Source organism: Sphingopyxis sp. (genome assembly GCF_035998965.1).
In the GTDB taxonomy this organism is placed as follows: Bacteria; Pseudomonadota; Alphaproteobacteria; order Sphingomonadales; family Sphingomonadaceae; genus Sphingopyxis.
In genome coordinates this window covers 16,064-30,948 of sequence record NZ_DASYHE010000018.1, presented here as the reverse complement: position 1 = coordinate 30,948, position 14,885 = coordinate 16,064, and the positions used below count along the sequence as shown (strand labels likewise).

The window sequence follows — 14,885 nt, the reverse complement described above, 5'->3', positions numbered from 1 at the left end:
GTGAGCTGGCAAAAGCGATCAAACGCTCGCGCCACATCGGCCTGCTCCCCTACATTGTGAAGTAAGGAGGGCTGGTCTGATGGAAATCATTCTGCTCGAACGCATCGAGAAACTCGGCGGCATCGGCGATGTCGTCAACGTCAAGAACGGCTTTGCCCGCAACTACCTGTTGCCCAACAACAAGGCGCTGCGCGCGAACGACACCAACCGCAAGCTGTTCGAAGCGAACCGCGGCAAGATCGAGGCTGACAACGCCGAACGTCGCAGCGAAGCCGAAGCCCGCGCCAAGGACATCGACGGCAAGCAGATCGTCCTGATCCGCCAGGCGTCGAACACCGGCCAGCTTTATGGTTCGGTTTCGGTCCGCGACATCGTTGATGCGCTGGCCGAAGACGGCATCACCGACATCGGCAAGTCGATGGTCGCGCTGGAACGCCCGATCAAGGCGCTCGGCCTGGTCGACGTCAAGGTCAAGCTGCACCCCGAAGTCATCGTGTCGGTCGGCGTCAACGTCGCCCGCTCGCCTGATGAAGCCGAGATGCAGAAGCAAGGCATCGACGTCATCGCCGCAATGTTCGAAGAAGAACAGGCCGAAGCCGTCGCCACGGCGCTCGAGCCCGACAGCGAAGACGAGTTCGACGACGCCACGCCGCCGTCGGAACGCGCTGCCGAAACCAGCGACGACGCTGCGGACGAAGAGGGCGACAAGGCCTAATCTCCTTCCGCTTCGTTGCAAGACATAGAAAAGGCTCCGGAACCCAGCGTTCCGGAGCCTTTTTTGTTACCTACAAGAGCGGCGATGCAAACTTCAGAATAGCAGGCGGATATTTCTTGATTTCGTCATCCCGGCGAAGGCCGGGATCTCACCCTCCCGATTTGAGACACCGGCGAGATCCCGGCCTTCGCCGGGATGACGATCACGTTATAACCGCCCGCTCGTCGAACAGCCCCGTCCCTCAATACCCCATCAAGCTCAGCACTTCCTTGCGGCTACGCTGGTCATCCAGAAAACAGCCGAGCAGGCGGCTCGTCACCATCCCCACCCCCGGGGTGCGCACGCCGCGCCCGGTCATGCAGCCATGCTGCGCGTCGATGACCACGGCAACGCCATGCGGGTGCAGATTGTCCCAGATGCAGCGCGCGACTTCGGCGGTCAGCCGTTCCTGCACCTGCAATCGCCGCGCATAGCCGTTGAGCACACGCGCCAGCTTGGAAATGCCAACGACGCGGTCGCGCGGCATATAGGCGATCGACGCCTTGCCGGTGATCGGCGCCATATGATGTTCGCAATGTGACTGGAACGGAATGTCTTTCAGCAGCACCAGCTCGTCATAGCCGCCAACCTCTTCAAAGGTACGCGCCAGATGGATCGCCGGATCGTCGGCATAACCGCTGCAATACTCCTTCCATGCGCGCGCGACGCGCTTGGGTGTATCGAGCAACCCTTCGCGCGCCGGATCGTCGCCGGCCCACTCGATCAGCGTCCGCACCGCGTCCGCGACATGGTCGGGAACGACCACCTTGCCATCGGCGCCCAATTCAAATCTGCTGTCGCTCATCGCCCCACTTTCACTGTTGCATTCTTGCCGCACATTTCGGTGCGAATGCCTCGATTAACAAGGGCAGGGCAACAACAATAATGACTGGTACGCAAGTTTACGTTGCGGAAACTTGGCATTTTGCATTTTTGCAACTGCCCTATTTCATGTCACTTTCCGGATCGAACAAGTGGCTTGACGCTCGCGTCAACTAAGCGCACCTTTAGGTTGCATTACAGAACCCGCCTAAGCGGGTCGTGATCCGGAGAGGCCGGCGTTTTTCCCCGACGCCGGTGGGAGAGGACGATGACCAGCACAGCTGGCAAAAGGGATTCCTATAGGCTTTCGGCCGTGCTGGTCGGACAGCCTTTGCCATGTCTGGTCTTATCCCCTCCCCTTACCACAACTTAAGTTTGGGCGGCCCCGCAGCGCGCGGGATCGAAAAAGGGAGGTTATAAATGAAGTTCAAGGCACTGATCGGGACGTCGATTCTTGCGATGGCGGTGGCGACACCGGCATGGGCGCAGGATCCGGCAGAAGAAGTGGAACGCGACGCTTTCGGCGGCGAAATCGTCGTCACGGCGCAGCGCCAGTCGGAACGTCTGCAGGACGTGCCGATCGCGGTCAGCGCCTTTTCGACCGAAGCGCTCGAAGCGCAGCAGATCAAGACCCCGTCGGATCTGCAGCTGACGCTGCCCAACGTGACCTTTACAAAAACCAACTTTACCGGCGCCAGCTTTACCATCCGCGGCATCGGCGATCTGTGCGTCGGCACCACGTGCGACAGCGCGACCGCAATCCACCTGAACGGTGACCCGCTGTTTTCGACCCGCCTGTTCGAAACCGAATTCTACGATCTGGAACGTATCGAAGTGCTGCGCGGACCGCAGGGCACGCTGTTCGGTCGCAACGCGACCTCTGGTGTGGTCAACGTCATCACTGCCAAGCCCAAGCTTGGTACCTTCGAAGCCGCCGCCGAAGCCGAATATGGAAATTATGATTCCATGAAGGGCAAGGCGATGGTCAACATCCCGCTCGGCGACACCATGGCATTCCGCGTTGCGGGCATCTACCTGAACCGCGACGGCTATACCAAGAACACGTTCCTCGACACCCGCATCGACGACCGCGATCTCTATTCGGTCCGTGGTTCGCTGCGCTGGGAACCCAGCGACGACACAACGATCGACATCCTGGCATCCTATTTCCGCGAAAAAGACCAGCGCACGCGCATCCAGAAACAACAGTGTCAGCGCGATCCGACCGGTATCCTGGGCTGCTTGAACACGCGCCTCGACAATTCACCGTTCAACGGCAACGCGACCTTTACCGCAGCGCTGACCTCGCGCGAATTTCTGGCGATCCGCGGGATTCCGACCGCATTTGCGCTCGGCAGCCTCTATGGCCCCGACGTCTATGCCAACACGACGGTACCCGAAGATCCGCGGACGGTGAACACCGCCTATACGCCCAGCTATTTCACCAGCGAACTGACGATTCAGGGCCAGATCGAACATAATTTCGGCCCCGTTTCGCTGCAGGTGTCGGGCCAGTATCAAAAAGTCAAGCTGGACGCATCGCAGGATTATAACAGCAACGTCGGCAACCGCGCGCTCTATGCGGGCGGTCTGGCGACGTTGCAGGCAGCGGCAAACGGCGGGCTCGGTGCTGGCTTTACACCCTATTTCGCGCCGGTCGCCGCGGCGATCATTCCCAATGGTCCGACGGGGCAGCTCTGCACCTCGCTCGCGGAAGAAACGGGCTATGGCTCCTACGGCGGCAACAAGATCTGTAGCGACCAGTCGCTGCAGTTCGACCGGTCGAACCAGTATAACAGCAGCTGGTCGGTCGAAGGCATTTTGTCGAGCGACCTCGACGGCCCGTTCAACTTCCTGGTGGGCGGCATCTATGCCGATTATCACCTGACCGAGAACAGCTATTATGTGAACGCCTTCCCGATCGATTATCTGACCGGGGTGTTGGGGGCGTTCACTGCGGCGACCAATCCCCCGGCCGCCGGTGGCCCACTGCCTCCGTCGTTCCTCGCGACGCCATTCTTCCGCAACAACACCGACGACCTCAAGATCACCTCTTACGGTCTGTTCGGCGAAGCCTATTTCGAGTTCAACGACCGGCTGAAACTGACCGCCGGTCTGCGATACAACAACGACAAAAAGGCGGTGACGGCGCGCTCGACGCTGGCCAGCTTCCTGGCGCCGCACGGCGGCACGACCGGCACGGTGTTCGATTCGCCGTTCGTCGGATCGTTCGACGCCGACCCCGGCACGCCGGGCAATCAGATCATCCAGGCGCGATCGGTCAAATTCAACAAGCTGACCGGACGCGCGGTGCTCGATTTCAAGATCACCGACGACAATCTGATCTATGCGTCCTACTCGCGCGGCTACAAATCGGGCGGCATCAACCCGCCGCTGCAGCCGATCTTTGCGGTGCCCGAAAGCTTCCTGCCCGAACAGGTCGACGCGTTCGAAATCGGCTCGAAGAACAGCTTCGGTAACGGCGCGCTCCAGCTGAACCTGACGGCCTTTTACTACAAATATAAGGATCTGCAGCTGAGCAAGATCGTCGCCCGCACCGCGGTCAACGACAATGTCAGCGCCAACATCTATGGCTTCGAAGCCGAAGCCATCGTGCGGCCGGATCCCGATGTCGTCGTCAACCTGGGCTTCAGCTACCTGCACAGCAAGGTCAGCGAAGACAAGTTCACCAGCAACCCGCGTGACTTTGGTGGCGGCCGCGGCGATGCGGTGATCATCAAGGACATCACCAACGCCGCAAACTGCGCCGTTGCATCACGCTCGGGCAACGCAGCTGGCGTCAACAGCTTCGTGAATGGTGTTCAGACGCTCATCAACCTGGGGATCGTTCCCGGGGTTCAGGGCGGCGCCGGACTACAGCCGACGACGACCTTTCCAGCCGATGGCGGCATCGCCTCGACAGGTGCGTTCAGCATCTGCTCGGTCTTGGAAGCGGCTGCCGCAGGCGCATTTGCCAATCTACCCGCTCCTGTCGCCGGACTGTCCGTCAACCCTGTCACGCTCGGCGGGGTCGATTACTTTTCCGCCGGCGTGCCCGTCAATATCAAGGGCAACGAATTGCCGCAGGCACCGAACTACAAGTTCAGCGCGGGCGTCCAATATACCGCCCGGCTGGGCAACGGCGACATGACGCTCGTCCCGCGCGTTGACCTTGCCTACACCGGCGAAAGCTATGGCAGCATCTTCAACGGCAACGTCAACCGGATCAAAGGCTATGCTCAGGTCAATGCCCAGCTGCAGTTGAACGGCGCCGACGACAAATGGTATGTCAAAGGCTTCATCCAGAACGTCTTTGACGCCAACAGCGTCACTGGCCTGTACATCACCGATCAGTCGTCGGGGAACTACACCAACATCTTCACCCTCGAACCGCGCCGCTACGGCATCGCGGCGGGCGTGAAGTTCTAAAGCCAAGGCGGCAACGCCAACAAAAAAGCCCCGGCCTCTCCGTCGAGAGGCCGGGGTTTTCTTTTGTCCGCTGATCGGGTGGGCGAGGCGTTTGACCGCCCCGCCCCTCAACCAATCAGAATTTGAAGCGAACGGTGCCGCCATAGGTGCGCGGCTGGCTGGGATAGCCCGACACGCTGCCCGCCTGCGCCACCGCCGGGAAGATCGTCGTCAGATACTGCGCGTTGGTCAGGTTGCGACCCCACACGCCGACGTCGAGCCCGTTGGTCAGGCGGATCGTGAACGATGCGTTGAGCGAGTTCACCTCGCGCTGCAGGCTTTCGACGACGCCCGCCGGGAAGCCACTCAGGCCTTCGACGATCTGGACCGGGCTTTCGTAGGCATAATCGACGTGCGCGATCGCCTTGGTCCCACCGGCAAATTCATGCGTGTAGGTGGCGCCCATCGACATCGACAGCGCGGGGATACCCGCAGGCGTGGTGCCCGAGATGTCGCCGAAGGCCGAGTTGACGAAGCTGTCGTACTTGGCGTCGAGATAGGTCGCTGCCAGCGTCAGATTGAGTCCCTCGACCGGCCGCACCGAACCATCGAACTCGATACCAAACGTCGACTGCTTGCCGGCATTGGCCAGCGCAAAGCCGGTGCCGGTGAACACGTTCGACTGGAAACCCTTGATCGACTGTTTGAACACCGCGATGTTGACCGCCGCAACGTCCCACTGGCCTTTCAGGCCGAACTCATAAACCGTCGATTCTTCAGGAGCCGCAAAGCGCGATCCCGTTGCAAGGTTCGGCGTGCGAAGTCCAGCGGCGGTGATCGCCGCAAGATCCGACGCCAACGGACGACTGTCGCGCGACAGGTTGACCGAGCTTGCCTTAAAGCCAGTCGCATAGGTCGCATAGACATTGACCGTGTCGGTCACTTCATAAGCCGCGCGGACGCTGTACGAGAAATCGCTGTCGCGGGTCTTGCCATCCTCAACCGAATTGGGGACGTTCAGGAACGGCGGCAGGAATTGGAAAGCTCGCAGCCCACCGAGCGGGTTCGCCGCCGGGTTGTTCTGGTTGGCGGCCGCAAAAGCCACGAACTGCTGGAAAATCGGCGCCGTGGCGGGATTGGTAGCGAACGCTGCGACTGCTGCCGGATTGTTCGGATTGACTCCCGCCTGCTGCAATGCGCCGCCCAGGATCAGCTGGTTGCGGAACGGTGCAAATTGCGGCGCATCCAGGTTGATGCCCGAGAAGGTGTCGGTGCTGATCACATTGGTCGAAAAATTCTTGCGATCCTTGGTGTAGTTGCCGCCCAGCGACAGCGTCAGCCGGTCGGTCACCTCGAAATCGACGGTGCCAAAGATCGAAAAGGCTTCGTCCTTCAGGCGGTACGCCTCGTCAAGACCATCACCGGCACGGAAGAAGGTACCGACATAACGCGCGGGAGCGCCTTCCAGCGCGCCAAAGGTTCCCTCAAGCAACGGTACGCTCAGCGCGCCACCGCTGGCCGCCTGGATCAGCGCATTGCCATAATCGCGGAAATCAGTGCCGAAGCGGATATCGTTCTTCTGCTTGATCTTCTCGTTGAAATAATAGCCACCGAGCAGGAAGTTGAGCGGGCCGTCGAAGTCGGACGTGATGCGCAGTTCCTGGGTGAAGGTATCGATCCCCAGATCCTGGCTGTTCTCGCCGATCAGGTCGGCACTGGTGAAGTCCGAATCCTGGTTGGTGAGCGCCTTGACCTTGCGGTACGCGGTGATCGAGGTCAGAGCGAGGTTGCCCAGATCATAGTCGATCTGCCCCGAACCGCCGTAATTTTCGATCTCGTTCGTCGACAGGAAATTGTTGTAGACGTCGAACGAGAAGGGGTTGTTGGCATCGACGCTGGGGCCGCCGACCAGGGCGTTGGTGATCCCGATCGTCGGGCCGGCGATGACGTTACCCGCGATGCAGCAATTTTCGTCGATCTTGTCATAGTCGCCGATCAGGCGGATCGACAGCGCGTCGGTCGGTTCGAAAAGCAACTGGCCACGCACCCCCCAACGGTTGCGATCGTTTACGTCGGTGTCGAGATTCAGATCCTGCGCATAACCGTCGCGGCGGTTGTAGCTGCCGCCGATCGAGAAAGCGACGGTCTCGCTGATCGGGCCGGTCACGTCGCCCTTGACGGTGATGGCGTTGAAATTGCCATAGGTGACTTCGGCCGAGCCGCCGAATTCATACTGCGGCTTTTGCGTCACGATACTGATCACGCCCGCCGATGCGTTCTTGCCGAACAGGGTCGACTGCGGACCGCGCAGCACTTCGATGCGCTCGACATTGGGAAGGTCGCCGATCTGCGCAGCCGAACGCGAGCGATAGACGCCGTCGATGAACACGCCGACCGACGGTTCGATGCCGGCGTTGTTCGCACCATTGCCGAAGCCGCGGATGATGAAATTGGTGTTGGCGCTCGACTGGAGCTGCGACACGCGCAGGCTGGGGACGGCGGTCTGCAGGTCGATAAGATCGCGGATCTGCGATTCCTCCAGCTGCGCCGCGGAGGTGACCGAAACGGCAACCGGGGTATCTTGCAACGTCTGCGACCGCTTCGACGCGGTGACGATGATGTCATTGCCATAGTCGGTGTCGTCGATTGCAACCGCCGTATCATCCGCGGGGGCGGCGTCCTGGGCAAAAGCGATGACGGGGGTAGCGCTGGCACACAGCATCGTGGCGCCCAGCAAAAGGTTGCGCAAAGTCATGATGTCTCTCTCTCCAAACCGGTGCAAGCGCGGCCTTTCGCCAAAGCGGGAGATGCCCCACCGGAACGGATCGCTGTAATAACCCCGCGCGCCGCGTCAACGCGGCGCCGCTGCACTACACCGATTTTCTCGCGATTTGTGACTGAAAAGCAACAGTTTGCACTGCAACATAAATTACGAACGCAATGACGAGAGATATCTCGAACGCCCTACCCCACCTCGCGCCACGCACCGGGTGCCAAGTCGCCCAGTTCCCACACACCGATGCGTATCCGCACAAGCCGCAGCGTCGGATAGCCAACTGCCGCTGTCATCCGTCGCACCTGACGGTTGCGGCCCTCGGTGATGATGATCTCCAGCCAGCTGTCGGGGACACTTTTGCGAAAGCGCACCGGCGGATCGCGCGGCCACAAGCGCGGCGGTTCGATCCGCCGCGCTTCTGCCGGCCGGGTCGGACCATCATTGAGTATGACCCCCGCCCGCAGCCGATCAAGGCTGGCCACATCGGGCTCGCCCTCGACCTGCACCAGATAGGTCTTGGACGTCTTGTGCCGCGGCGACGCAATGCGCGCTTGCAACGCGCCATCATCGGTCAGGATCAGCAACCCCTCACTGTCGCGGTCGAGCCGTCCTGCGGGATACACCTGCGGCACATCGATATAGTCGGACAGCGTCGCGCGGGTCTCGGGCGCGCCGCGATCGGTAAACTGCGACAACACGCCATAGGGTTTGTTGAACAGGATGATGCGACCCACGACTTTCCTTCCCGCCATACCGGGCCAAAGGCTCGGCCACTCGTCGCTGGGCTTAGCAGAGAAATGGTGCCCGGGGACGGGTTCGAACCGCCGACACTGCGATTTTCAATCGCATGCTCTACCAACTGAGCTACCCGGGCAGGGCCGCTGCGACCCGACGGTCGCGCTGGCGAGCGGCGGCTATAGGCAGGGCTTTGGGTCCTGTCCAGTGGCTTTGTGATGCCCCTTTTCCGGCCTCAACCTTCGTCGAAACGATCATCGTCGGCGGTGCCGTCGGGCGCCTGCGCGGCGGGCACGGCATAGCTTTCGCCGAACCAGTTGAGCAGGTCGCGGTCGCGGCAGCCGCGGCTGCAAAAGGGTTTAAATTCTGCCTCGCGCGGCTTGCCGCACAGCGGGCAGCGCGGCGGTCTACTGGGCATGTCCGGTTCCTTTGCTGGCGGCGTCGGCGGTCAGCTGGACCGGACGCCCCGTGCGATTTTGCAGCAGCTGGGTCCACGCCGGATGCGCCGCAATATGGTCGATCACGGCGGCCCGCGCGGTCAAGGTCAGCACCCCTGCCCCCACCGCGCGCTCGGCCTGCCGCAGCAAAAGAGCCGCGTCGGTCGCGACGGGATCCAGCACGACTTGCTCGATCAGCGACGGACGCTCGCGGCGGCGGATGATCTGCATCAGCCCGAAGCCGTTGACCGCAGTGCGTTCATAAGGCTGCGGCAGCGCCGCATCGACCGCGGCGTCGATCGCCTGGCGTCCGGCGCGGTCGGGCAGCGACGGGAAATCGATGCCAATGGAGCCGCCGATGTCGCAGCAGCGGATTACCGCCGCCGCAGCGCGTGCGCCCGCCTTGGCCAGCGCCAGCGCGTCGCCCTCGCCATCGATGTCGATCAGCACCATCGCCGGAGTCGCATCGACCCACAGCGCGCCGCCGTCGAACGGCCAATGGCCGCTGCGGACATGATCGATCAGTTCGGACCAGCCTGCCTGTTCCAGCCGATCGGCGTCGGTAGCGCGCAGTTCGGTCACCGGCAGGCCACTCGACGCGATGCGCGCGCGCAGGTCGGGACCATCGCCGATGACCGCGCCCGCCTCGGCAACCCGCGCCCGCGCCGGCTTGTCGCGCCCGCGTTCGCGCAGCGTCATACGGGTGATCTCGACGGTCAGCGCCGCACCAATCGATGTCGCGGGTGGCAGCCCCGTCAGCGAAGCCGTCGGCGCGCCGGGCCAGTCGAGCACCACCAGCGGCACCTTCCCGGCCTCGACCAGCCGCGCCGCGACAATCGCCCCGACGCGCGGCCCCGCGCCTTCGCGCTCGATCCGCGCCTCAAGAATCTCGTCGCCATCGACCAGCGCCGCCCGCGCCTCGCCAATCCCGGCTTCGTAAAGCCATTCAGCCAAGGGGGATGCCCGCACTGGTCAGCAAGGTGCGCGTTTCAAACAGCGGCAGCCCAACGACGTTCGAATGGCTGCCCGACAGGAAGCGGACGAAGCATTCGGCGCGGCCCTGGATCGCATAGCCGCCCGCCTTGCCCATGCCCTCGCCGCTCGCGACATACCAGTCGATCTCGGCGGCACTCAGCACCTTGAACGCGACGACGGTGTCGGCAACGCGCACCCGCGGCTTGCCGTCGGTGCCGACAACGCACAGCCCCGAATAGACATGATGCCGCCGCCCCGACAAGAGCGCCAACATCCGGCGCAAATCGGCCACGTCGACGGGCTTTTCCAGGATGCGCCGTCCCACCGCGACCGTCGTGTCCCCCGCCAGCACCACCTCGTCCGCGGCGCGCTCGACCGCCAGCGCCTTGCCCTTGGCAAGCCGGGCCACATAGTCGCGCGGCAGTTCGGCCTTCAGCGGCGTTTCGTCGATGTCGGGCGACGCGATACGCGCCGGGGTCACACCGATGCGCGCGAGCAGCTCACGCCGCCGCGGCGATGTCGAAGCCAGAACGAGCGCGGGAATGTTCGCCGCGCTGCTCACTTGAAGCGATAAGTGATCCGACCCTTGGTCAGGTCATAGGGGGTGAGTTCGGCGAGCACTTCGTCGCCAACCAGCACGCGAATGCGGTTCTTGCGCATCTTGCCCGCGGTGTGACCCAGAATCTCGTGGCCATTTTCCAGTTTGACGCGAAACATCGCGTTGGGCAGCAGTTCGACCACTTGGCCGCGCATCTCCAGAAGTTCTTCTTTCGCCATCAGTCCTCTATGGGCTCGATATTCAAGGATGCGCGCCCATAACGCCTATTTGCGGCAATTGAAAGCAATCTGTCATTCCGCAGGATTATGCTTCGCGAGAAAGGCATCAAGCCTGTCAAACCAGTCTTTCTGGTTCGCGGGATCGGAGAATCCGTGCCCTTCGTCACGATAGGCAACATATTCGAAATTGCGGTTCCCGGCCGCCTTGAGCGCCGCGACCAGTTTTTTCGACTGGCTGATCGGCACATTGCTGTCATCCTCGCCATGTCCGATCAGCACCGGCCGCGCAATCCGGCTCGCCTGATGCGTCGGCGACACGGCCACCAGATCAAGCTCGCCGGCGCCGGTGACGCGCGCCTGCCAGCTCGCATTCGCTTCCTTGGTCAGATAGCGCGCGTCATATTTCAGCATCGCCTTCCAATCAGCGACCCCGGCAAAACTCGCAGCACAGCGATATCGATCTGGGTTGCGGGCCACCGCCCACAGCGCTGCATAGCCGCCATAGGAGGCGCCGATCATGCACACGCGCGCCTTGTCGACCGTCCCCTCCTTGACCAGCCAATCCATGCCGTCGTCGAGATCGTCCTGCATCTTCTTGCCGATCTGGCCGACCCCCGCCTCGCCAAAGGCAGTGCCATAGCCGCCCGAACCCCGATAATTGGGCTGCAGCACGGCATAGCCGCGGTTGGCAAAGAATTGGACGTGCGCGTCATAGTCGAGCCGGTCGCGCACTCCATAGGGGCCGCCATGCGGATGGACGATCAACGGCAGCCCCGTCGCCGCCCGCCCCTTGGGCAAGGTCAGATAGGCTGGAATTTTGGTACCGTCGCGCGCAGTGTAAGTCACCGGCTTTGTCTCGGCCAGCATTTCGGGCGGCAACCCCCGCATCATGGCCGCGATGGGCGACATCTCGCCCTTGGTGCGGTCGAGCAAATAATAGAGACCGGGTTCGTCGGGCGCCGTCGCCAGCACCAGCAACTGTTTGGCATCGCGGCTCTTTGACACCACCCAAGCCTGCCGGTTCGGGATCGCCCGGTCGAGCTGGGCCTGCAATTTCTTCGACCCGGCATCGAACCATTCGATGCGGCTGCGATCGTCGGTATAAGACACACCTTCCAGCGCGGTGCCATCGATGTTCAGCCAATAATCGTCCACGTCATAGACGTCGTGACCATAAACGAGGTCGCCAATCTCACGCGTGCGGTAGTTGAATTTGTGGAGCGCCTGACGTCCCGTTTTTTCGGCGCTGAGGACATAGCCGTCATCCGACCCAGCTACCACTTTGGCAATGTCGAAATAGGCTCCGTCGTCGCCCGGTTTGATCGCCCCGATCTGTTCGAATTTTTCCTCCTGGCTGCGGCGGTAGAAGAATTTCAGTTTGCGGCTATCCCATCCGACCCCCGCGCGCACGATGCCTGCATCATCGGCATACCATTCCCACACGGGCGCACGCGCCCGCACGATTTCGCTCATCTTGCCATCGGGGAGCGCGACGCGAAATACCGATGGATAATCATAGATCGTCCGCTGGATTGACAGCAGCAGATATTGGCCTTCGGGATCGACGAACAGCACATCATCGCCCTCCAACCCCTGCCCATCGCGGCCGATGATTTTCGTCGCACCAGTGGTAAGGTCATGGATCGCGAGGATTGTCTGAAGCGCCTCTTCGCCGAAATAGGGGATGCTACGACCGACGCTGAACAACAGCTTGTTCGGCCCTGCCCAGCGCAGCCAGTTGAAATCGACCTTTTCGGGCAGGTTGATCGGCTGCCCCGCCTGTCCGTGGAGACCGCGATAGACGATGACCTCACGGCCCTTGATGCGCGCCAGAAACGCCAGGCGGGCGCCATCGGGCGATATCGCCGCGTTCGATATCTCGGGCAGCTGCGCCAGCTCGGCCGTCGCAATGCGCGCCGGACGTTCCGGTCCCGCTGTCACCGCTTCCCCGGCGCTTGCGCCTGCCGGAAGACCGGATATTGCCGCCAACAGCAGCAGCGCTCCCAAATGATTTTTCATTATCCCCGCAATCTTTGCCCCGTTTCCAGAAAGATAGGAAATTGGCCCGGAAGGCAATGGGAATTAGTGCACGATGTGCAGCTTTCGTGCGACCCGCCACCCGACGGACTTGGCCCACGCATAGCTCGGCCAGCGCGGCGGCATCGCCGGATCGAGCCCCATGCGGCGCAATGCGGAGTTGGCGGCGTGCGCCTCGGCTTCGCGGTAACTCCATTCGCTGCGCCAGGTGATCGACAGCGAGATCGACGGCGCATCGCCGTTGGCAACAAAATGCGGCGCCATCACCGGCATCAGCACCGCATCGCCGGGGCCAAGTGGCACCTGCTGGGCGTCTTCGCGATAGCTTTCGTCCCACGGCAGGTTGCGGTGTCCACCGCCATGATAGCGTTCATGCTCGCGGCGATGCGCAAACCGCTCGTCGCCCGCGGGCCAGACGTTCATCACCTTGGTGCCGCGCAATTGCAGCAGGATGTTATGTTCGGGATCGAAATGAAACGGCGTGATCGACCCGGGCGACGAGATGAAGATGAACCCTTGCGGCGTGAGCATCGCACCCGTGCGTGGCTCAACGACCGATTGGAGTTCGCCGAGCAGGTCCATCAGCAGGGTGCGATACGCCGGAACATTTTCGATATTCTTGAGCACCGCCCAGCTGCCATTACTGTCGATGGTGCGGATCGTCTCACCGATCGACAGGCCGTTCGACGGAATGTCCTCGGGGCGGATCCCGATCGGCACATCGCCCGGATTATATTCGACCGCGCTCGCAGGCAGTCCTTCGCCAAGCTGCGCCAGCGCTTCAAGCGACAAGAGGGGATGGTCTGGGATGTGATGGTGCAGCAATCCCGCCTGGAGCGGGTAGAGCGCCTCCATCGTCGCCAGCGTTTCGGGCGGGAAAACAGATCGGGTGATCGGCCGATGCGCAGTCATGACGAGCTTTCTACTTCATTTTCGGTCGCGGTGGGAGCCTTCCAGCGCCGCCAGAGCCGTTCGATCCTGGTCAGCATCGCAAAGCGCAGCCGGTCGGCGGGCGCCGACAAGGCAGCGTTCACCCACACCAGAGCGCGGCGCTCGCGCCAGACGCTGTCGATCATCGGATGCCCGGGCGCCGCGCAGCTGTCGACCCATGCGATCGCCGGGTCGTCGAGCAGATCGAGATTCGCCTGTTGCAACAGCACCCCGGGCGAAAAGCGCGCATAATCCTCGTCGAACGCGGTCTTGAACGAAAAGCCCCCCGGCGGCGCCCGGAAGTTGATCAGCATCGCCAGCGGCCGCTCATCCAGATCCAGCGCGCGCATGTCGAGCCGCCCCGCTTCCGCGGCGCCGGTCAGGATCGCGCGGAACCATGCCTGGGTGTCGCTGTGGCTGGCGAGCGCCGATCCTGCGCGGCCTTTCCAGCCGCGCGCCTCAAGATCGAGAAACGCATCGATCCACGGTTCGATCGCCTCGCCCGCCTGCCAGCGCCGCAAGCGCACCGCGCCCTGTTCGGCAAGCCGGTTTGCCTGCCGCCTGAGTTCCTTGCGTTTCTTGGCGCGCACCGCGGCGTCCCAATAGTCCGCGGGCGACAGGTCGCTGTCGAGCAGCGCGCGTTCCTCGCGGTGGACGACCTCGGCCTCACCCCCGCGCACCCGCGCCACGTCGATCAGCGCGCAGTGAAGCGGGCCGTCCGCGGTCAGCCGCGGCACATGCAGCAGCGTGCGCGCCCACGGCGCCGCATCGCACCAACCGAGCAGGATCGACCAGAACAGGCGCTCAAACCCGGCGCGCACCAGGGGCGCGCCATGGAAATGATTGGGATGCGCCCAACCGGTCACATGGCGCAGCGGCAGGCGACCATAATGCGTCGCGGCGGCCACCGGCATGATCCCGATCACCGGGCCATCGCTGCCATCGCGGACCATAACCAGCCGGGCGTGACGTTCGGGGTCGAGCAGGTGCAGCGCAGATTGCAGGCACCAGCGTTCGGCAAAGGGGTTCGGCTCGCTCGCCTCCGCCGCCAGCCGGTCCCACGCCGCTGCCAGTTCGGGTGACAGCGCCAGCGGATCAACGACGCGCACCGTCAAAGGTTCGGCGGTGGCGGCGTTGGCGGGAAAGGCGGGATGCACCGTCATCGGGTGGAGGTTAGCAGGCAGGAGTTAAAATGGGGTGGCGATTTCGCTGTTCCCCTCCCGCTTGCGGGAGG

12 protein-coding genes and 1 tRNA gene are annotated in these 14,885 nt (G+C 62.7%); 2 read left to right on the top strand and 11 right to left on the bottom strand.

All coding sequences use genetic code 11. The features are described 5' to 3' along the window. The first annotated feature begins 79 nt into the window (after positions 1–79). The gene (gene rplI, locus VGN68_RS02515) at positions 80–715 is read left to right on the top strand and encodes a 50S ribosomal protein L9 (protein WP_327473623.1); all 636 of its coding nucleotides are present in this window, start codon (positions 80–82) and stop codon (positions 713–715) included. A 241-nt stretch (positions 716–956) separates the two neighbouring features. Here the strand turns inward: rplI and folE are convergent, their stop codons facing one another. Beyond that, positions 957–1,559 (bottom strand): GTP cyclohydrolase I FolE, encoded by a 603-nt coding sequence (folE, locus tag VGN68_RS02510; protein WP_293703000.1) that lies wholly within the window; start codon positions 1,557–1,559, stop codon positions 957–959. A 437-nt stretch (positions 1,560–1,996) separates the two neighbouring features. Between folE and VGN68_RS02505 the strand changes: the two genes are divergently transcribed. Continuing rightward, entirely contained in the window at positions 1,997–5,005 is a 3,009-nt protein-coding gene (locus VGN68_RS02505; RefSeq protein ID WP_327473616.1) for a TonB-dependent receptor, read from the top strand. 115 nt (positions 5,006–5,120) lie between these two features. Here VGN68_RS02505 and VGN68_RS02500 read toward each other — a convergent pair whose 3' ends face one another. The 10 genes from VGN68_RS02500 to VGN68_RS02455 all read right to left on the bottom strand — a co-directional run bounded on the left by VGN68_RS02500 (position 5,121) and on the right by VGN68_RS02455 (position 14,814). Beyond that, positions 5,121–7,739 carry a TonB-dependent receptor gene (locus tag VGN68_RS02500; protein WP_327473614.1) on the bottom strand — a complete coding sequence of 873 codons (2,619 nt, stop codon included), beginning with the start codon at positions 7,737–7,739 and terminating at the stop codon, positions 5,121–5,123. Between the two features lie 209 nt (positions 7,740–7,948). Then, positions 7,949–8,494 (bottom strand): pseudouridine synthase, encoded by a 546-nt coding sequence (locus VGN68_RS02495; RefSeq protein WP_327473612.1) that lies wholly within the window; start codon positions 8,492–8,494, stop codon positions 7,949–7,951. 64 nt (positions 8,495–8,558) lie between these two features. Then, positions 8,559–8,634: transfer RNA gene (locus VGN68_RS02490), tRNA-Phe, on the bottom strand. A 96-nt stretch (positions 8,635–8,730) separates the two neighbouring features. Next, a complete protein-coding gene (locus tag VGN68_RS02485) occupies positions 8,731–8,913 on the bottom strand; it encodes a DNA gyrase inhibitor YacG (protein WP_327473610.1) in 183 nt (60 codons plus the stop codon). Continuing rightward, positions 8,903–9,886 (bottom strand): ribonuclease E/G, encoded by a 984-nt coding sequence (locus tag VGN68_RS02480; RefSeq protein WP_327473608.1) that lies wholly within the window; start codon positions 9,884–9,886, stop codon positions 8,903–8,905. The genes VGN68_RS02485 and VGN68_RS02480 overlap by 11 nt, the downstream gene beginning before the upstream one ends. Continuing rightward, on the bottom strand, positions 9,879–10,469 hold the full coding sequence (locus VGN68_RS02475; protein ID WP_327473606.1) for a Maf family protein: 591 nt from the start codon (positions 10,467–10,469) through the stop codon (positions 9,879–9,881). Before VGN68_RS02475 ends, VGN68_RS02480 begins: the two co-directional genes overlap by 8 nt. Beyond that, entirely contained in the window at positions 10,466–10,684 is a 219-nt protein-coding gene (gene infA / locus VGN68_RS02470) for a translation initiation factor IF-1 (protein WP_088439331.1), read from the bottom strand. The genes VGN68_RS02475 and infA overlap by 4 nt, the downstream gene beginning before the upstream one ends. Positions 10,685–10,756: 72 nt before the next feature. Continuing rightward, entirely contained in the window at positions 10,757–12,703 is a 1,947-nt protein-coding gene (locus tag VGN68_RS02465; protein ID WP_327473602.1) for a S9 family peptidase, read from the bottom strand. A gap of 63 nt (positions 12,704–12,766) precedes the next feature. Next, a complete protein-coding gene (locus VGN68_RS02460) occupies positions 12,767–13,633 on the bottom strand; it encodes a cupin-like domain-containing protein (RefSeq protein ID WP_327473600.1) in 867 nt (288 codons plus the stop codon). Then, a complete protein-coding gene (locus VGN68_RS02455) occupies positions 13,630–14,814 on the bottom strand; it encodes a GNAT family N-acetyltransferase (protein WP_327473598.1) in 1,185 nt (394 codons plus the stop codon). The genes VGN68_RS02460 and VGN68_RS02455 overlap by 4 nt, the downstream gene beginning before the upstream one ends. Positions 14,815–14,885 lie beyond the last annotated feature (71 nt).